Source organism: Cryobacterium sp. AP23 (genome assembly GCF_054075385.1).
In genome coordinates this window covers 1,451,986-1,470,284 of sequence record NZ_CM133415.1, presented here as the reverse complement: position 1 = coordinate 1,470,284, position 18,299 = coordinate 1,451,986, and the positions used below count along the sequence as shown (strand labels likewise).

Annotated in this window: 20 protein-coding genes; 11 read left to right on the top strand and 9 right to left on the bottom strand. The window is 70.4% G+C overall.

Features of this window, described 5'->3' with window-relative positions; translation table 11 throughout:
- Window positions 1-38: 38 nt before the first annotated feature.
- Together ACU5E9_RS06940 and ACU5E9_RS06935 are read left to right on the top strand one after the other, a co-directional pair.
- Entirely contained in the window at window positions 39-1,247 is a 1,209-nt protein-coding gene (locus tag ACU5E9_RS06940; protein WP_456812885.1) for an MFS transporter, read from the top strand.
- 162 nt (window positions 1,248-1,409) lie between these two features.
- The gene (locus tag ACU5E9_RS06935) at window positions 1,410-2,201 is read left to right on the top strand and encodes a phosphatase PAP2 family protein (protein ID WP_456812884.1); all 792 of its coding nucleotides are present in this window, start codon (window positions 1,410-1,412) and stop codon (window positions 2,199-2,201) included.
- A gap of 38 nt (window positions 2,202-2,239) precedes the next feature.
- On the opposite strand, the gene ACU5E9_RS06930 is transcribed toward ACU5E9_RS06935, so the two are convergent.
- A complete protein-coding gene (locus ACU5E9_RS06930; protein ID WP_456812883.1) occupies window positions 2,240-2,644 on the bottom strand; it encodes a DUF1801 domain-containing protein in 405 nt (134 codons plus the stop codon).
- A 126-nt stretch (window positions 2,645-2,770) separates the two neighbouring features.
- Here ACU5E9_RS06930 and ACU5E9_RS06925 point away from each other — a divergent pair, with 126 nt between their 5' ends.
- From ACU5E9_RS06925 to ACU5E9_RS06915, 3 genes are all read left to right on the top strand, one after another.
- Window positions 2,771-3,748 (top strand): aldo/keto reductase, encoded by a 978-nt coding sequence (locus ACU5E9_RS06925; protein WP_456812882.1) that lies wholly within the window; start codon window positions 2,771-2,773, stop codon window positions 3,746-3,748.
- An 86-nt stretch (window positions 3,749-3,834) separates the two neighbouring features.
- Window positions 3,835-4,251 (top strand): DUF7715 family protein, encoded by a 417-nt coding sequence (locus tag ACU5E9_RS06920; RefSeq protein WP_456812881.1) that lies wholly within the window; start codon window positions 3,835-3,837, stop codon window positions 4,249-4,251.
- Complete coding sequence (locus tag ACU5E9_RS06915; RefSeq protein ID WP_456812880.1) at window positions 4,248-6,299, top strand: DUF2207 family protein; 2,052 nt, start codon at window positions 4,248-4,250, stop codon at window positions 6,297-6,299. The genes ACU5E9_RS06920 and ACU5E9_RS06915 overlap by 4 nt, the downstream gene beginning before the upstream one ends.
- Here the strand turns inward: ACU5E9_RS06915 and ACU5E9_RS06910 are convergent.
- Window positions 6,296-6,805, bottom strand: coding sequence for a GNAT family N-acetyltransferase (locus ACU5E9_RS06910; RefSeq protein ID WP_456812879.1), 510 nt, complete (start codon window positions 6,803-6,805; stop codon window positions 6,296-6,298). The two genes, ACU5E9_RS06915 and ACU5E9_RS06910, sit on opposite strands and share 4 nt — an antisense overlap.
- Before the next feature lie 107 nt (window positions 6,806-6,912).
- On the opposite strand from ACU5E9_RS06910, the gene ACU5E9_RS06905 reads away from it, so the two are divergent.
- The 3 genes from ACU5E9_RS06905 to ACU5E9_RS06895 are packed head-to-tail and all read left to right on the top strand — an operon-like array spanning window position 6,913 to window position 9,003.
- A complete protein-coding gene (locus ACU5E9_RS06905) occupies window positions 6,913-7,311 on the top strand; it encodes a GntR family transcriptional regulator (protein ID WP_456812878.1) in 399 nt (132 codons plus the stop codon).
- On the top strand, window positions 7,308-8,222 hold the full coding sequence (locus ACU5E9_RS06900; protein WP_456812877.1) for an ABC transporter ATP-binding protein: 915 nt from the start codon (window positions 7,308-7,310) through the stop codon (window positions 8,220-8,222). Before ACU5E9_RS06905 ends, ACU5E9_RS06900 begins: the two co-directional genes overlap by 4 nt.
- A gap of 10 nt (window positions 8,223-8,232) precedes the next feature.
- A complete protein-coding gene (locus ACU5E9_RS06895; protein ID WP_456812876.1) occupies window positions 8,233-9,003 on the top strand; it encodes a hypothetical protein in 771 nt (256 codons plus the stop codon).
- 96 nt (window positions 9,004-9,099) lie between these two features.
- Here ACU5E9_RS06895 and ACU5E9_RS06890 read toward each other — a convergent pair whose 3' ends face one another.
- Complete coding sequence (locus ACU5E9_RS06890) at window positions 9,100-9,840, bottom strand: HAD family hydrolase (RefSeq protein ID WP_456812875.1); 741 nt, start codon at window positions 9,838-9,840, stop codon at window positions 9,100-9,102.
- Window positions 9,841-10,077: 237 nt separating this feature from the next.
- Between ACU5E9_RS06890 and ACU5E9_RS06885 the strand changes: the two genes are divergently transcribed.
- Both ACU5E9_RS06885 and ACU5E9_RS06880 read left to right on the top strand, forming a co-directional pair.
- Entirely contained in the window at window positions 10,078-11,097 is a 1,020-nt protein-coding gene (locus ACU5E9_RS06885; RefSeq protein WP_456812874.1) for an LLM class flavin-dependent oxidoreductase, read from the top strand.
- A gap of 345 nt (window positions 11,098-11,442) precedes the next feature.
- Window positions 11,443-13,335 (top strand): diguanylate cyclase, encoded by a 1,893-nt coding sequence (locus ACU5E9_RS06880; protein ID WP_456812873.1) that lies wholly within the window; start codon window positions 11,443-11,445, stop codon window positions 13,333-13,335.
- A 13-nt stretch (window positions 13,336-13,348) separates the two neighbouring features.
- On the opposite strand, the gene ACU5E9_RS06875 is transcribed toward ACU5E9_RS06880, so the two are convergent.
- From ACU5E9_RS06875 to ACU5E9_RS06860, 4 genes are read right to left on the bottom strand one after another with little or no spacing between them, the layout of a single operon-like run.
- Entirely contained in the window at window positions 13,349-14,326 is a 978-nt protein-coding gene (locus ACU5E9_RS06875) for an NAD(P)H-quinone oxidoreductase (protein WP_456812872.1), read from the bottom strand.
- A gap of 27 nt (window positions 14,327-14,353) precedes the next feature.
- Complete coding sequence (locus tag ACU5E9_RS06870; protein WP_456812871.1) at window positions 14,354-15,367, bottom strand: DUF2332 domain-containing protein; 1,014 nt, start codon at window positions 15,365-15,367, stop codon at window positions 14,354-14,356.
- Window positions 15,360-15,821: a GNAT family N-acetyltransferase gene (locus ACU5E9_RS06865; protein WP_456812870.1), complete on the bottom strand. Its 462-nt coding sequence runs from the start codon at window positions 15,819-15,821 to the stop codon at window positions 15,360-15,362. The genes ACU5E9_RS06870 and ACU5E9_RS06865 overlap by 8 nt, the downstream gene beginning before the upstream one ends.
- A gap of 26 nt (window positions 15,822-15,847) precedes the next feature.
- Window positions 15,848-16,084: a hypothetical protein gene (locus tag ACU5E9_RS06860; RefSeq protein ID WP_456812869.1), complete on the bottom strand. Its 237-nt coding sequence runs from the start codon at window positions 16,082-16,084 to the stop codon at window positions 15,848-15,850.
- 213 nt (window positions 16,085-16,297) lie between these two features.
- Here ACU5E9_RS06860 and ACU5E9_RS06855 point away from each other — a divergent pair, with 213 nt between their 5' ends.
- Window positions 16,298-17,149 carry an aggregation-promoting factor C-terminal-like domain-containing protein gene (locus ACU5E9_RS06855; RefSeq protein WP_456812868.1) on the top strand — a complete coding sequence of 284 codons (852 nt, stop codon included), beginning with the start codon at window positions 16,298-16,300 and terminating at the stop codon, window positions 17,147-17,149.
- 19 nt (window positions 17,150-17,168) lie between these two features.
- Here the strand turns inward: ACU5E9_RS06855 and ACU5E9_RS06850 are convergent, their stop codons facing one another.
- Entirely contained in the window at window positions 17,169-17,501 is a 333-nt protein-coding gene (locus tag ACU5E9_RS06850; RefSeq protein WP_456812867.1) for a DUF4190 domain-containing protein, read from the bottom strand.
- A gap of 47 nt (window positions 17,502-17,548) precedes the next feature.
- On the bottom strand, window positions 17,549-18,274 hold the full coding sequence (locus ACU5E9_RS06845; protein ID WP_456812866.1) for an META domain-containing protein: 726 nt from the start codon (window positions 18,272-18,274) through the stop codon (window positions 17,549-17,551).
- Window positions 18,275-18,299: the final 25 nt, after the last annotated feature.

The following is an 18,299-nucleotide window of genomic DNA, read 5'->3' as shown; positions in this document are numbered from 1 at the left end:
AGCCGGCCGCGGTGCACCTTCGTTCGGTTTGGAGCCTCTTGCCGTCATCTCGCCCCGCCACCCGTTTCTGGGCGGCCGCCTCCGTGGCCATGCTGGCGCTCTGGTCCAGCGGTTCGCCGACCATGATCTACCCTCTCTATGCCCACGACTGGGGCATGACCGCCGCAGCCACGACCACCCTGTTCGCGGTCTATCCGCTCGTGCTCGTGGTGGTGCTGCTGGTCTTCGGCGACCTGTCCGACCACATCGGCCGGCGTGCGGCGCTCCTCGCCGGCGTCGCCGCGATGTTCGTCGGTTCGGTGCTGTTCGCCGTCGCCCCGGCCGAGGGTTGGCTCTTCGCCGCCCGCGCGTTCCAGGGCATCGGGGTGGGGTTGGCCGTGGCCCCGGCCAGCGCGGCCATGGTGGAGTTCAACACCCGTGGTGGCACCGGGCGGGCCAGCTCGGTCAACACGGCCGCAACCGCGGTGGGGCTGGCCGTGGCTACGATCATCGCCGGGGCCCTGGTGCAGTACGCGCCCTTCCCGCGGCAACTCAGCTACTGGGTCGTCGTGATCGTTGCAGCACTCGTCTTCCTGGCCGTGCTCACCCTGCCGCAGCACGTCCGCGACTCCGAGGCCGACGCCCGGTGGCGGCCCCGGCCCATCCGGGTGCCGGCGGAGCTGCGCGGCGTGGTCACCGCATCCGCCCTCGCGGTCACGACGGCGTTCGCGGTGGGTGCGGTGCTGCTCTCGCTCGGCGCCCAGATCTCCGCCGACCTCATCCACTCCGACAACACCCTGGTCTCCGGGCTGGTGCTCGCGATCACCTCGGTGGTGATCGGTGTCACCGCGCTGGCGGCCAAGCGGATGCCCGCCCGCCTGGCCATCGGACTCGGCGGAGTGGCCAGCGCGACCGCGGTGCTGCTGCTCGTGCTGAGCGCGGCGACGGCGTCGCTGCCGGTGTTCGCGGTCACCTCGGTCGCGGCCGGGGTCGGCTACGGCCTCCTGTTCCTCGGCGGGCTCGGCCTGGTCAACCGGCACGCGCCCGCGCATCACCGGGCGGGAACGCTGTCGGTCGTCTACACCGTGGCCTACCTCGTGCAGGGCGTCGTGGCGGTCCTGATCGGGCTGGAGGCCACCGCGGTCGGGCTGCGCACGGCCCTGGATGTGGCCGCCCCGGTGCTCGTCGTGCTGGCGCTGGGCACCTCGGTGACCGCGGCGCTGCTCGGCCGCGCCCGGCCCGGTGCCGTGGCCGCGACCGGTCGGTAGGCGTCTGCCGGATCGGCTCCGCGAGTCGAGTGGATTTCAGTTCTGCCGCTGTGTAGCGTCGGTGTCCGGGCAATCGCGCCCGGCCGGCGGCATCCGCCGGGGCACCTGCACCATCCGGGAGGACACCATGCACCACCGCAACCGAGTCTGGGCCGCGCGGCCATGACCACCCCGGCAGCCTCCAAGCGGGAGCGCCTGCGTGCCCTGAACGAGAAGTTCATCGTGGAAGACCGGTGGCGCACCGCGACCGAACGCACCCGGCTCTATGTGCTCTCGGTGGTGCTGGTCGCCGTGGGCGTGGCCGGCTTCCTCGTGATCCTCGCCGACATCGTGCAGCGCGACGACGTGGCCAGCATCGACAGCCCGCTGAACGCCTGGCTGATGCAGAGCCGCACCGGCACCGCTACCGCGATCATGATCGGGCTGGCCATCGGGTTCGGGCCGGTGGCGCTGCCCGTCGTGGTGCTCGGCACCATCGTCATCTGGGGTTTCTTCGCCAAGCACCTCTGGCGGCCGGTGCTGCTGGCGCTGGGCACCCTCACCGGGCTCGTGCTCGTGCAGGTGATCACCCGGCTCGTCGAACGCGCCCGCCCGCCGGTCGACCTGATGCTGTTCGGCATCGACACCACCTACTCGTTCCCGTCCGGGCACGTATCCGGCGCCACGAACTTCCTGCTGCTGATGACCTACCTGATCTTCTCCCGCCGCAAGCGGCACTGGGTAGCGGCGGTCGTCGCGGGTGCCGTGCTCGTCATCGGCATCGCCCTGGCCGCGATCAGCCGGGTGTACCTCGGGTACCACTGGCCCACGGATGCCCTCGGCTCGATCTTCCTGGCGCTCGCGATTCTCGGCGGGGTGGTCGCCCTCGACACGTGGCGCACCGTGCGCGTGCGTCCGGGTGGCCGGGACGCGGCCGTCACGGGCGCGAGCGCTCCCGAGGTCCAGGAAGCGTAGAAGCGGCGCCGGACCCGCGCACCTCCGGATGCGCCGGCTCAGACCCCGGAATCCGGCCGGGAAAGCCAGGCCCGCACGACCGCCACGGCCGCGGAGCGCTTCGCCGCGAGGTCGTCGAGGTTGGTGACGGGCAGGCTCGCCCGGATATCGGAATGCCAGGTGAGCAGGCCGTGCGGGTCGCCGGTGAAAGCGGATGCGGCATCCGTGTTCTCGACGGTGGTGGCGCCCCGGTGCAGCACGAGCCGCACTCCCTGCTTTCCCTGCGCGTTGACGGTGGCCTGGTCCACCCCATCGAGCACATAGCTGGGGGAGTTCCACTTGATGTGCTCCTGCGCGGCCGGGCTGGCCTCGTGCACGAGTGCGCGGAGGGCGTCGACGAGCACGCGGCGGTCAGCGGGCTGGGCGGCGAGGAACTCCTCGACCGTGCGGAATTGGGTCACCATTCCCCGAGCGTAGCCCGACCCGCCTTCACCACCCCGGTGCGGGTGGGTGACAGCCGTCCGGACCTGCGCCTAGGGTGAAGGCAGGTTCACGCCACCGCGCATCCGCACCCGATCGAAAGGCCCGCCATGAAGTACGTTCGACTGGGTAATACCGGCCTCGAGGTCTCCGCCATCACGCTCGGATGCATGAGCTTCGGCAGTCCGCTGCGCGGCAACCACGCCTGGACCCTCCCGGAGGAGGACAGCCGCCCGCTGATCCAGCAGGCGCTGGAGGCCGGGATCACCACCTTCGACACCGCCAACGTCTACTCCGATGGCAGCAGCGAGGAAATCCTGGGCCGGGCGCTGCGGGACTTCAGCAACCGTGACGCCTACGTGCTGGCCACCAAGGTGCACGGGCGGATGCGTCCCGGCCCGAACGGCGCCGGCCTGTCGCGCCGGGCGATCCTGGCGGAGATCGACCACAGCCTCACCCGGCTCGGCACCGACCACGTCGACCTCTACCAGATTCACCGCTGGGATCCGCTGACGCCGATCGAGGAGACCATGGCGGCGCTGCATGAGGTCGTGACGGCCGGCAAAGCACGGTACATCGGCGCCTCGTCGATGTATGCGTGGCAGTTCGCAAAGGCTCAGTACACCGCCGACCTCGGCGGCTTCACCCGGTTCGTGTCGATGCAGGACCAGTACAACCTGCTCAACCGCGAGGAAGAACGCGAGATGTTGCCGTTCTGCCTCGACCAGGGCGTGGGCGTGCTGCCGTGGAGCCCACTGGCCCGCGGCAAGCTCACCCGCGACTGGGACGAGACCACCCGACGCTCCGAAACCGACACCTTCGGCCAGACCCTCTACAAGCAGCAGGAAGACGACGATCGTGAGATCGTGAACGCTGTCGCGCAGGTCGCTGCGGATCGCGGGGTGCCGCGCGCGCAGGTGGCTCTGGCCTGGGTGCGCCAGCAACCGGCCGTGACCTCGCCGATCGTCGGTGCCACCCGGGCGCACCACCTCACGGATGCGGTCGCCTCGGTGAACCTCACCCTCACCGACGAGGAGCTGGCCTGGCTCGCCGCCCCGTACCGCCCGCATGCCCCGGAAGGCTTCTGAACAGGCGGTCCACCCGCTTCCTCGCTCGATGTCGGTGGCCTCACGTAGCCTGCCGTCACCTACTCACTCACCCTCGTGCCGAGAACATGGAGCAGATCATGAGGGTACTTGTGGCGACCTCGGCAACCCAGGGTGCTCGGGACTCGGATTTTGCGTACTGCGTCGAAGGCGAGCTGGTTTGGTTTCACCCGGTGTGCTCGGCGAGCGAGCGAGACCCCCTCGGAGCGTGCGGGTGCGGGCGTTCATTTTCCGGCCTGAGCTCCGCCAGGCACACCACCACCGCGTTGGTCCGCGATATCCCCGGGCTCACCCGGCAGGAGTACCTCGCCGCGTCCATGGCGGGACTCGAGCTGATGGGATGGTGCCCGGACTGCAGTGACCTGCCGGTGGCTGACTTCGTCGATTGGTTACTTGCCGTGGCCGGGGATCTGCCCGAGGGGACCGTGGTGGAGCGGCGACCTTTCGAGGTCAACGTGAGGGGGTCGCTAGGCTCGGGGGCGTGACTCGTCTTCTGAAGGTCCTGTCCTCCCTCGTCGTTGCGGCCGTGCTGGCGCTCGGCGCCCCGGTGGCGGCTAGCGCGGGCGGACTGAGCCCGGCTGGGGCCCCGGCGGCGGTCACGGCGTCCGGCCCGACCGGCAGCGTGCGCGCGGCCGTGGCGGCGGACACCTCGGACTTCAGCTTCTCCCTGTTCGCGGGGGAGTACTTCCTCAGCCGCGACAGCGCCGGGCACTCGACGATGCGCACGGTCGAGACCTTCGTGGCCGAGTTCCCCGATTTCGACCAGAACCGCGGGATCATCCGGGCGATCCCGAACGACTACGACGGGGTGCCACTGAACACCACCGTCGAGTCGGTCACCGACGCCGCCGGTGCGCCGGTGTACTTCGAGTCGGCCGACACCGGCGGCTTCACCGAACTCGCCCTCGGCACCGACGAGTTCGTGCGCGGCAGCCAGACCTACGTCATCACCTACACGCAACAGAACGTGGTGCGGGCCTTCGCCGACACCAACGACGACGAGCTGTACTGGGACACCAACGGCACCGGCTTCGACCAGCCATTCGGTTCCGTCGCCGCCCGGGTGCACGTCGACCCGTCGATCGCCGCCTTCCTCACCGGGAACAACGCCTGCTACACCGGGGCGCAGGGCGAGAGCGGCGACTGCCGGATCGTGCAGGAGGCCGACCCTGATGCCGCCGCTCCGGATGCCGCGGCCCCGGATTCAGCGCCGGGCCAGATGCTCACCGCCGAGGCCGGCGCCCTGGGCCCGGGAGAGAACCTCACCGTGGCGATCGGCTTCACGGCCGGCACCTTCGTGCAGGTTCCCGCCGAGGAGCAGCCCGATTCGAACTACCAGCCCGGCTTCAGCTCGCCGATCGACGCCGGCGGACTCCCCTTCGGGCTCCTCGGCATCGCCCTGCTCGGCGGGGTGTTCGCCCTGGCCCGCATCTTCGTGCGGGCCCGGCAGCCCAAGGGGCGCGGCACCATCGTCGCGCAGTACAGCGTGCCGGCCGGGTACAACCTGCTCGAGGCCGCCGACCTCGCCGGCCGGCCCAGCACCGCCATGGCGGCGCAAATCGTGAGCTTCGCCGTACGCGGCAACCTGCGCATCCTGGACTACCCGGTGAGCGCCGACGGCGGCGACTTCACCCTGCAACTGCTGCACGACGACGGTGTCGACGACCAGGAGCACGCCGTGCTCGCCACCCTCTTCCCGGGGCTGCCGGCCGGCGCGGTGTGTGAGCTGGGGGTCGCCAACAGCGGCCTCGCCCGCGGGCTCGCGGCCGCCACCGCGGATGCCACCCGGCGCAACATCGCCCGTGGCTGGAAGGCCCGGCCCGCCCTCACCCGCGCCAGGAAGGGCGTGCTCCTCGGCCTCGGCGCCGTCGTCGTGCTCGTCGTGGGTGTGCTCGTGATCGGCGATCCGCCCGCCGTCTGGTGGTTCCCGCTCATCGTCCTCGCCGGCGCTGCCGTGATCGTCGGCCTCGTCGCCGCCGCCCGACCGATGCTGCTCAGCGCGGCCGGCGTGGACCGGCGCGACTACCTCACCGGGATGAAGGTCTACCTCGAGCTGGCCGAGGCCGACCGGTTCCGCATGTTGCAGAGCCCAGAGGGGGCCCTGCGGGTCACCGTACCGAGCAGCGTCCCGGGCCAGCAGCCGACCGCTGCGGATCCGAAGAGAACTGAGCCGGCCGGCGCTGCGGCATCCGTGCCGGGCGCCGACACCGTCGAGCTCGTGAAACTCTACGAGAAGTTGCTGCCCTACGCGGTGCTCTGGGGGATCGAACGAGAGTGGGCCGCCGAACTTGCGGTGTACTACGAACAAGAAGCCCTCCAGCCGGGCTGGTTCGTGTCGCAGAGCCCGTTCAGCAGTGTGCAGCTGGCCCTGTCTCTCAGCGGCATGGTCAACTCGGTGCACACCACCCAGACCCCGCCCGCGCCGCCGCCCAGCTCCTGGTCGGGCAGCGGCGGCGGGAGCTTCTCCGGCGGATCCTTCGGCGGCGGGTTCTCCGGCGGTGGTGGCGGAGGCGGCGGTGGCGGCGGGCGTTAGAGCCGCTTGACCATCTCGATCTCCTGGGCGCCGGCGTCCAGCACGTACTGCACCCGGTATCCGGTCTCGATGAAGCCGCGGCGCAGGTAGGCGGCGCGGGCCCGGGAGTTGTCCTCGTGCACGTGCAGGGTCAGGACCTCGCCCTCGCCGCGCGCCCAGTCCTCGATCGCGGCCAGCAGGGTGTCGAAGACACCGGCGTCGCGGCCGCGGTGGTCGGGCGACACGTACACGCCCACCAACAGCGGGCCCGTGGCGGGATCGGGCAGGTAGCCCGCCATCGTGCCCACCCAGCGTCCGGCCGGGTCGATCGCGACGAGGGTGATGCCGTGCTCGGCCGAACCGCGGGCGGCGCGCATCCGCCACTCGCTCTCGGTGTGGCCGCGGGCATTCTGCAGGGTCTCGCCGAACGCGATCGGGGTGTCTTCCAGCATCTCCAGGCGTAGCGTGCGCACCTCGCGCCAATCGCTCTCCTCCGTGCGGCGGATGCGGTACCCCTCTGTGACCATTCGCCGAGCTTACCCACTTGCGCGCGCCGGATGCCTGCAGGGCCTTGTGCACGACTCGGTTGTGTGGTTCATTAGTTAGGTAACCAACCACGGAGGTAGGCGTCGAAATGGATGAGGGTCGACCGATCTTCCAGCAGATCGCTGAGCGGGTCGAGAACGACATCTTGTCCGGTGCGCTCATCGAGGAGGGCCAGGTGCCCTCGACGAACGAGTTCGCGATGTTCTACCGCATCAACCCGGCGACCGCGGGCAAGGGTGTGAACCTGCTCGTCGAGCAGGGCATCCTCTACAAGCGCCGCGGCGTGGGCATGTTCGTGGCCGCCGGTGCCCGTGAACGCATCACGGCGCGACGGCGCGAGCGGTTCGTGCTGGAGTTCGTCGCCCCGATGCTCGCCGAGGCCGCGAGCCTGGGCATCGCACCCGACCAGCTCACCCAACTCATCGACACCCAACTCATCGACACCCAACTCATCGAAACCCAGCTCACCGAAAAGGAGACCCGATGAACAGCCAGACCCCCGTCATCCAGGTGGATGGCCTCAGCCGCACCTACCGGGACGTCGCGGCGCTGCGGGACGTCTCGTTCACTCTGGAGCCCAACATCATCTGCGGGCTGCTCGGCCGCAACGGCGCCGGCAAGACCACCCTGATGCGGATGCTCACCGGCCAGGACTTCCCCAGCACCGGCACCGCCCGCGTCCTCGGTGAGGACCCGGTGGAGAACAGCGCCGTGCTGCAGCAGATGTGCTTCATCTCGGAGAACACGCGGTACCCGGATGGATTCCAGGCCCGGCACGTGCTCACCGGGGCGCCCTGGTTCTTCGCCAACTGGGATGCCGCGTTCGCCGAGGACCTGGTCGGCAAGTTCCGGCTGCCCCTCAAGCGCGACGTGCGAAAGCTCTCCCGCGGCCAGCAGTCAGCGCTCGGGGTCATTGTCGGCCTGGCCAGCCGGGCGCCGGTGACGATCTTCGACGAGCCGTACCTCGGCCTGGATGCCGTGGCCCGGCACACCTTCTACGACACCCTGCTGGCCGACTATGCCGAGCAGCCCCGCACCATCCTGCTGTCGACCCACCTCATCGACGAGGTCAGCAACCTGCTCGAGCACGTGCTGGTGCTGGACGAGGGGCGGTTGCTGCTCGACCAGAGCGCCGAGAGCCTGCGCGGCAGCGCCTCCGCCGTGGCCGGCCGGGCCCGCGACGTCGACGATTTCGCGGTGGGCCGTCACGTGCTGCACCGCGACACCCTCGGCGGGCTGGCCACGGTGACCATCTCGGGTCGCCTCACCGCCGAGGACCACCGCGCCGCCGTCGCCGCGAACCTCGAGATCGCACCGGTGTCGTTCCAGCAGTTGATCGTCGACCTGACCACCCAATCCGCCCCGCAGCCGTCCCTGGCTTCGGTCGTCTCCGAGTGAGGAGCCCGTCATGACCGTCATCAGCGTCGCCCCCGCGGCGACCCGCCCCCAGAGCCGGCACCGGATCACGAAGGTGATGCGGTTGCAGATGATCAACAAGCTGACCTACATCGGCATCCCGTGGATCATCACCGGCGTCTCGCTGCTCATCTCGATCGTCGTGGCGCTGCTCATTGCAGTGTCGGTGCCCGAACCCGGCCGGCAGGACGCCTTGGACGGCATGGCCTACAGCTGGGCCGGGCTGTCGCCGTTCTGGTACCTCGCCGTCGTGGGGGTGCAGGCCGTGAGCGCGGTGTTCCCGTTCGCGCTGGGCTTCAGCATCACCCGCCGGGAGTACTCCCTGGGCACGCTCCTCACCTTCGTCGTGATCGCGGTCTTCAACGCCACCGGCTGGGCGATCCTCACCGAGATCGAGCGGGCCATCAACGCCGCCGGCATCACCTTCCACCACTTCACGGCGCTCTGGTTCGGAGAGGTCGGCGCCGGCACGGTGTGGCTGTCGCTGTTCAGCCTGCAGATCGTGATCTTCGCCGTCGCGTCGGCCTTCGCCGCCGTCTATGCCCGTTGGCGGGCGATGGGGATGCTCGTGCTCTGGACGGCGGTCGCGCTGGTGATACTGGCGCTGCTCGCCTTCGCGATGCTCACCGGCTCCGCCGCGCCGATCATCGACTGGCTGATGAGCTTCACCATCACCGGCTTCTTCGCCGCCCTGCTTATCCCCGCCATGGTCGCCTTCGGCCTCGGCTGGGCAGCCCTGCACCGGGCGCCGCTGCGCGGCTGATCCCGCGAGTTGCCCCCGTGCGGACGAATTGCCCCGCTACAGCGGGGCAACTCGTCCGCAACGGGGCAACTCGGTGGTTGGTGGGTGGTGTTGGAGTTATGCCACCCCGCGGGGGCGGGTGGTCTGCGGGCGGGTGCTCGGGTAGCGGAACGAAAGCAGGTCCGGCAGGTCTAGCACGGACGTGACCCGGCGGGTTTCCGGCACGCCGTCGCGCGGGGCGTCTGAGACCAGCACGGCCTCCATGCCGTGCGCCCGGGGGCCATCGAAGTCGGCGTCCCAGGTGTCGCCGACGAAAATCACCTTGGCAGGGTCGGCCTCGGCCCGGTCGAGGGCCGCCTGGTAGATCGCCGAGTGCGGCTTGCGGAACCCCACCTCCAGCGACGTCACGATGTTGGCGATGAGGTCGGTCGCGCCCATGGCCGCCAGCTGGCGGGGCACGACGGATGCGCTGTGCGTGTTCGACACGATGGTGAGGGTGAACGTCTGGCCCAGTTCCTGCAGGGTCTCGGCCATGCCGGGGATGAGCACCACCCCGCGCTCCCAGTCCGCCATGTTGCTGGCCGCGCCCTCGGCGATCTCGGTGGTGTCGGGTTCGCGGCCGAGCAGCCGCACGATGGCACGGCGCGACAGCTCCTCCATGGTGAACTCCCGGTGGTCGACATCCGACTCGGTGTTGAGCTGGTGGAAGGCGTCCAGCCAGGCGTCGGCGGTCTCCTGCTCGGTGCCGGACGCGCCGAAAGCCTGCATGCTGGCGTGCGTGTCGGCGTAGCCCTGACCCGCGCGGGAGTCCGCGTAGTTGACCAGGGTGCCGAAGAAGTCGAGAAACAGATGACGCATGACCCCAGCTTGGCAGTACCCGGGGTTTGCCGCGGGTAGCGACCCGATCGGAGCATCCGCACCCCCGTGCACAACTCCTGCAATTTCTACTACGGCTGGTTCGGCGTCCGCGTGATCACGGGGCAGTGCTGCCGCTGCGACGAAAATTGCAGGAGTTATGCACCAGAACGGCGGATGGGGGCGGGTATCTGGCGGAGCTCGGGGAATAGGGGGAGGGGGCTGAACGCTGCAGCAACTATGAAACACATCGGGTTCCTCTCCTTCGGCCACTACCAGGCGGTGCCGGGCTCCCTGGTCCGTACCGCCCGCGACGCCCTGGTGCAGACCGTGGAACTCGCCGTCGCGGCCGAGGAGATCGGCGTGGACAGCGCCTCCGTTCGCGTGCACCACTTCGCCCCGCAGCTGGCGTCGCCGTTCCCGCTCCTGGCCGCGATGGCCGCCCGCACCAGCCGCATCGAACTCGGCACCGGCGTCATCGACATGCGCTACGAGAACCCGCTCTACATGGCCGAAGAGGCCGCGATCACCGACCTGATCAGCAACGGCCGGTTGCAGCTCGGCCTCAGCCGCGGCTCACCCGAGACCGCGCTGCGTGGTGCCGAGTCATTCGGGCACGTGCCCCGGCCCGGCCAGACCGACGCGGATGACGCGCGTGAGCGCACCGCACAGTTCCGCCGCGCCATCGCCGGGGCCGGCGTCGCCGCCGCGAACCCGCAGCTCACCGGTCACAGCAACCTGCTCGCCATCCAGCCCCAGTCGCCCGGGCTGTCCGAGCGCATCTGGTGGGGCTCCGGCACTCGCGCGACCGCAAAATGGACCGGCGAGCAGGGCATGAACCTGATGAGTTCGACCCTGCTCACCGAAGACACCGGCGTCGACTTCGGTGACCTGCAGGCCGAGCAGATCGCCATCTTCCGGCAGGCCTGGGCGGATGCCGGCCACCCGGGCACGCCGCGGGTCGCGGTCAGCCGCAGCATCCTGCCGCTCGTCACCGACGAGGACCGTCGCTACTTCGGGCTGCGCGCCCAGGCCGACAACCGCGACCAGGTGGGGCACCTCGACGGCGGCCTGGCCAGGTTCGGCAAGAGCTACATCGGCGAGCCCGACGCGCTCGTCGAACTGCTGGCGCAGGACGCCGCGGTGCAGGCCGCGGACACCGTGCACATCACGGTGCCCAACCAGCTCGGCGTGGAGTACAACGCCAGGCTGCTCGATTCCGTCGTGCGCTTCGTCGCGCCCGGCCTCGGTTGGCGTTGATGTCGGCACCGCTCACTGAGCGGACCCGTAACGCCGACTGTGGGCCTGCTGTATCCGGGCAGTGAGGCGCCGATGAAAGGGAGATCGGGGTGGGCAAAAATCACCCCTGAACGGGGGATACATCGTGCGCTCGATGCTGTCGGCGGCCGCCGCGACGCTGATAGGTTCGGAGCTACGAGCAGTTTGGGGACTGAGCCGTGAACGCACCAGGCGTACCGTCACTGAGTTACCCGCCGAAACACGCGGGCAGTGCGCTCAGCCTGTCGAAACGCCGCTCAGCGCCCCACCGGATGCTGCTGCGGCCACGGCTCCCGACGGTCAGGCACTCCGAAGCCGGTGAGCCTAATGGCTGATCCCGACGAAGTCCTGTTCCCCATCCCGGCCGGCAACGCGCTCCCGGATGCCTCCGGGCAGGCCGCTGAGGCCGCCGTCCCGCCCACCCCCGCCAGCGACTCCCACCCCGAAGCCGACTCCAGCCCCGATATCGACCCCCATCCCAGCGGCGACGCGAGGCCCGAGGCGGCCCTTCCCGGCGGTTTCAACGACCGCACCGACCTGCCGACCCCGACCGGCGACACCGAAGCACGCGCTACCGCCATCATCACCACCACCGCGCCCGCTCCCGGTACGACCGTCGATCGCCTGCTCGACAGCAGCGCCCAGGCCAACCGGGACGGCCAGCACCACACCGGAGCGGCGCAGGCCGAACAGGCGCTCGCCGACCCGGCCATCACCGCCGTCCAGGAGGGCCGGGCACGTCAGCTGCTCGCCGGGCACTGGCTGCGACTCGGCGAGTTCGAGGAATCGGTGCGCAACGGCCTGCTCGCCCTCGAGCACTTCACCGCCACCGGCGATCTGCTCGCCCAGTCGAGTGTGCACTGCACCCTGGCGCTCGCGTTCCACGAGACGGCGCTGGAGGAACCCGCGCTCAGCCACGTGCTCGGCGCGCTCGAGGCCGCGCGGGCCTGCGGCAACCTCACCGCCGAATTCTGGGCGCTCAGCCGATCCTCGATGGTGCACCAGGCCCTCGGCGACGCCGAACGCAGCATCGAGCTGGGTCGGCAGGCCATCGAGCTGGCCGACACCCTCGACGACCCCGAAGCCGCCTTCGCCGCGGTGAACAACCTGGGCGACGCCTGCCTCGAAATAGCCCGGGCCCAACGGGCGGCGGGGGAGGACCCCTCGACGGCGCTGAACGAGGGCCTCGCGCTCACTCGCACCGCGGTGGCCAGGGCGCTGGAGCCGCGGCACGCGTTCCGCGAGACCATCGCCCGCACCAACCTGGTCGGCTACCTCATCGAGCTGGGCCAGTACGCCGAGGCCAGGGCGCAGGCCGCCCGGTCCAAGACCATCGCCACGGCCAACAACTACCGCAACCTGGCCGTGAACAACGACGCCCAGCTGGCCGAGGTGGCCCGGGCCGAAGGGCGTGTCGACCTGGCGTGCGCCATGATGGATGCCCAGCTGGCCGACCCGTCGGTGGCCGAGGATGCGGCACTGAAGGTGAAGCTGCACCGGGAACTCTACGAGATGCACAGCGCCGCCGGCCGGTTCCAGGAGGCCCTGCAGCACCACGAGAAGTTGCACGTGCTCATGCTCGGCCTCACCCGCCAGACCGCCGGGCTGCAATCGCGAATGCTGATCAACTCGCTGGAGATCGAGCAGGCCCGCCACGAGGCGCAGCGCGCTCAGCTCGAGGCCGAGATGCAGCGCATCCGCGCCGAGGAACTCGACGAGCAGGCCAACACCGACCCGCTCACCCGGCTGCCCAACCGGCGTGCCCTCGACCGGCAGCTGCCGGAGATGATGAGCAACGCCGCCGTGCAGAGCGAACCGCTCTGCGCCGTCATGATCGACATGGACCACTTCAAGGAGGTCAACGACCAGCACGGGCACGCCGCCGGTGACCGGGTGCTGGCCACCATGGCCGAAATCCTCGGCGACACCACCCGCAACACCGACCTCGCCGTGCGGGTGGGTGGCGAGGAGTTCCTGCTGGTGCTCGGCAACACCGACCTCGACCAGGCCGTGCAGATCTGCGAACGACTGCTCGGCGAGGTGCGCGGGCACCCCTGGAGCGAGCAGACCGCCGGCCTCAACTGCACCGCCAGCGTGGGCGTGGCGCTGCTCCGGCAGGGCGAGAGCGTGTCACGCTGGCTCGGCCGCGCGGACGCGGCGCTGTACGAGGCCAAGGCCGCCGGCCGCAACCGGGTCGAACTGGCCGCACCGCGCGCCTGACCCACACCTCGGGTCAGGGCACCAGCACGATCTTGCCCACGTGGGCGGATGCCTCCAGCCGGCGATGCGCCTCGGCCGCGTCGGCGAAGGAGAACCGGCTGTCGACCACCGGGCGCAGCTCGCCGCTGGCCAGCCACGGCCACACCACGTCACCGAGCTCGGCCATGATGGCCGCCTTCTCGGCGGCCGGGCGGGACCGCAGGGTGGTGCCCCAGTACCGGCCGCGCTTCATCATCAGCTGGAACGGGTTGAACACCGCATCCTCGCCGCCCTGGTTGCCGATCACCATGACGGTGCCGTTCATGGCCAGCGCCGCCACGTTGCGGGCCGCGTACGACCCGCCCATGATGTCGAGGATCACGTCGGCGCCGCGCCCGTCGGTGGCGGCGAGCACCTCGGCGACGAAGTCCTGTTCGCGGTAGTTCACCAGGATGTCGGCGCCCAGCCGGGCGCACTCGGCCAGTTTCCCGGCCGACCCGGCCGTGACGGCCACCCGGGCCCCGGCCAGGCGGGCCAGCTGGATGGCGGTGGTGCCGATGCCGCTGCCCCCGCCGTGCACGAGCAGGGTCTGCCCGGCTGTGAGGCCGGCGCTCATGAACACGTTCGACCACACCGTCGCCAACGCCTCCGGCAGCGCGGCGGCGTCGACCAGGTCGATGTTCTCCGGCACCGCCAGGGCGAGGTCCTGGTGCACCACGGCCTCGTTGGCGTACCCGCCGCCGGCCAACAGTGCGCAGACCCGGTCGCCCACCCGGAACTTGGTGACGGCAACACCGATCTCGGTGACGATGCCGGAGACCTCCAGGCCCGGCCAGGCCGGTGCGCCGGCCGGCGACGGGTACAGGCCCAGGCGCTGCTGCACATCCGCCCGGTTCACGCCGGCCGCGGCCACCGTGATGCGGATGTCGCCGGCCCCGACGACGAGGTCGGGAACCGTGCTGAGGGTGAGGGCGTCAGGGCCCCCGGGGGTGGTGACGACGAGTGCGCGCATGTCGCCATCCTACGAGTGCGCCGCACATCAGGAGCTAGTGGGGCCGGCGATCCAGTCCAGGGTCTGACCGTGGGCGCCGCAGCGGGCGACGGGCCGGCCGTCGAGCGAGACGGTGAAGTCACCGGGCACGGGCGGCTCCGGCAGCAGCGCGTCGACCTGGGGCAGCACGCCGGCGCCGTCGAGCGAGATCCAGCGACCGTACCCGGTCACCGTGTTCGCGAAGGCGGCGCGCTCGTCGATCGAAAGGTAGACCAGGACAGCGGGGCTGACGATCACCAGCGGCACGCCGGCCGGCGCGAGTGCGACCAGCGCCTCCAGGTCCCGGGCGGCGTCCCCGGCCACGAGCAGCGGCGGGTCCCGGCGCACGATCGCCATCGCCGCATCCAGCCGGCTGCGGCGCTCGGTCTGCTCCGGCCACACCAGGGTCTGCAGCCAGCGCACGTCCTCCGGGTCCTGCACGTGCAGCGGATGCAGGTCGAGGCCGGCCCGCCAGACCACCTCCGGCGGGTGGGCGGGCAACGGCACCGGCCCGGTGCTGGCGGCGCTCAGCAGCACCGGGCTGGGACCGGCGGCCGGATCGACCCGGCGGCCGGAGTAGTCGTAGCTGTACCGGTCGGGGTACAGGCAGAGCCCCGCGCTGGCGCCGACCTCGATCAGGGCCACGCGTGGGCCGATCGAGGCGAGGATCGGCATGATCGCGGTGAGGCGGCGCGGCTCGTTGGTCTGGGTGGCGCGCACCCTGGCCTCCGCGGCCACCGCCGGCCAGTGCTCGATCAGCCAGCCGCGGAAGACGGCGTAGCCCGCCAGCGGAGCGCCGAGCAGGCGGGCGCTGGCGAAGACGAGGTTGGGCTGGCGCTTGGGCCGGGGCAAGCCGATGATCAGGGCGAGCACCTCGGCGTCGCCTTCGACCCCGGCCGCCCAGTCGGCGTAGATTTCGGACTGGCCCGGGGTCTCGAGCAGCCGGAACCGCCGGTACCAGTCGGCGGTCTTGGCCAGGTCCACGGCGCGCTGCTCCGCGGTGCGCGCGGCGGGCTCAGCCACCGGCGGGTCGGTACATGCTCTGGTGCATGATCCCGGCCTCCAGGTAGGCGGGGCCGAATGACACGAAGCCGAAGCGGGCGTAGAGCGGCACGATGTAGTCCTGCGCGTGCAGCAGCATCGCCCGGTCGGCGAAGTCGTCGATCACCCGCTGCAGCAGCACCTGCGCCAACCCGGCCCCGCGGTGCTCGGGGTGCACCACCACGCGGCCGATCACCCGGGCCGCGTCGAGGTGCTCGGGCTCGGCGTCGAGCAGCACCCGCAGATACGCGGTGACCACGTCACCGGCGGACAGCCAGTAGTGCACGGTCCCCGGTTCACGATCGCGGTCGTCGAGTTCGGTCTCGTCGATCTTCTGCTCGATGAAGAACACGTCGGTGCGCAGCTTGAGGATCGCGTAGAGCTCCTCGGTGGAGAGCTCGGACCAGGGTTTGACGATCGGGAGGCGTTCCAGCACGGGTGCGAGTTTACAAGCTGGGAAACTCAGGCGCCGGCGCGCAGCCGTTCAAGCAACAGGGCGAGCAGCAGGCTGGAGCGCTGCTCATCGGTGGTGACCTCGAGCAGCTCGACCACGGCGGACCGGTCGGCGAGGGAGGACGCGGCCACATCGACCTCGTTGATCTCGTGGATGATCGCGATCAGGCGGTCGGCGCTGACGGAGGCGTCACCGGCGCTGGTGGGGGTGTGCTCGGGCTGGGGAGTCTGGGCTGAACTGGACATCGTTCCACGCTACCAAAGCGGCGCGGATGCCCCGCAACCGGCGGGATCCAGGTGCAAACGTGTGCATACGTTCACATGGGTTTGACAGGGAAAGATGAGGGTTTGTGCAGAAACTTTGTGCAGTGTAGACGACTTGTCCGCGCCGACCCGCGCGCGTCGGCCCCGATCAGTGAGCATCCGCCACCCATGATGCCTCACGCCACCTGGAAGCGTATGCGCCCCCTCACCTCGAAAACCCCCCAGCCCACCACTGACGACACCCGCGCCGAGCGCAGGACTCGCACCGGCAGCCGCCGTCGCCTCGCCATCATCGCCGGCGGACTCGTGGTCGCCGGCGCCCTGACCGGCACCGGCTTCACCGTGCAGTCCGCCGTCGCCGAGCAGGAGCAGCAGGCCCAGCAGGTCCGCGACGAACGTGCCGCCGCCAAGGCCGCCAAGGCCGCCGAGGTCAGCAAGGCGCACCTCGCCGCATCCGTGGCCCTGTACAACGCCGACAGCGCGCTCGATGCCGCCGCCAACAAGGTGGATGCGACGGCGCTGTCGGAAACGACCAGCTCCCTGGCTGGCTACATCTCGATGCCGCTCGACGAGGTGAGTGATCTCACCAGCCAGGCCGTCGAGCAGGCCGCCGCCGTGCAGGCCGCCGCCGCCGAGGCCGACCGTGCCGCCGTCGCCGCCGCGGAGGCCCAGGCCGCTGCCGAAGCCCAGGCCGCCGCCGAGGCGCAGGCCGCCGCGGAGGCCCTCGCCGCCGGCAACACGATCGACGGGGCCAAGTCCACCGCCGCGAGCCTCGCCGCCTCCCGCTACGGCTGGGGCGAAAGCCAGTTCTCCTGCCTCGCGCAGCTGTGGCAGAAGGAGTCCGGCTGGTCCTACACCGCCTACAACGACAACGGCGGCGCCACGGGCATCCCGCAGGCCCTGCCCGGCAGCAAGATGGCGTCGGCCGGCTCGGACTGGGCCACGAACGCCACCACCCAGATCTCCTGGGGCCTGGACTACATCAACGCGTCCTACGGCACCCCCTGCGCCGCCTGGTCGCACTCGCAGGCGATGAACTGGTACTGATCCCTCGCGGTTCTGCCCGTCAGGTCCAGTAGTTGTTCTGGTAGAGGAAGATGACAACCGCGAGTTCCAGTGCGAGCAACACGTAGCCCACCCACAGGGCCGCGTACGCGAATGAACGCCCGCTGGCCTGGCCGTGTGCGATCCGGGACAGCGTGACATGCGCCAGCACCACCCCCACCAGGGGCAGAATCAGAGCCAGGACAAAGCTGAGCACGGCCAGCGCCCCCGTCGCATCCGGATTCGGGTCGACGGCGGCCGCGGCCGCGTTCTGGCGGATGCCGAAGCGCAGCAGGAAGATCAGCGCGATCGCGCCGGCCAGGACGGCCACGATGGTGATCGGGTACGTGCCCATGCGAGGACTCCTTGGTCTCAGCGATTCTCAGCGATATCGGTATCTCGTCACCGGGAGCGCAGTTGACCCAGGACCGTGCCGTCGGCCGATTGCAGGGTCATCACCCCGGCCTGCACCCGGCCCTGCGCGGCCAGGTTCAGCCAGGTGTCCACGCCCTCACAGGCCATCAGCGTCGTCGCGGCGGCCGTGAAGAGGATCGCCTCGTCGTCGGCCTGCTCCCACCTTCCCGTCAAGGCGTTGCAGCCGTCGTTGCCGGAGTAGCTGCCGTCCGCCTGGATCGACAGGAACGGCGCCGTGGGCGTGTTGGACTCGACCCAGTAGCCGATCGGGCGGCCTTGCGGCCCGACGGTGCTGTCGGTGGAGCGCACCAGCGTCGTCACCGTCGAGTCGAACGAACTGTGGATGGTGAGGGTGTCGCCGTCGACCTCCACCCGGGTTCCCCTGGTCACCGCGAGCGGCAGCTGGGCGCCGTCGCAGGCCATCATCGTCTGCGGCCCGGACGTGGTTGTGAGCGTGCCGTCGGCGGCGAGGTCCCAGGTGCCCTGCACCCGGTTGCACCCGTCGGAAGCGCTCCAGGTGTTGTCCTGCACAAAGGAGACATACGGCTGCTCGGGGCTGTCGAACGTCTGGTCGATCACCCAGGTGCCCACGAGCGCACCGGGCTGGGCGGTGCCAGACGGCGAGGCGGTGTTCGGGGTGACGATGGTGCATCCGACCAGGACGAGCAGCGCCGTCACGGTCAGCAGGAGCCGGGCAGGGGAGTGGGACGGCATGGGAATCACCTTCCAGATTCACGCT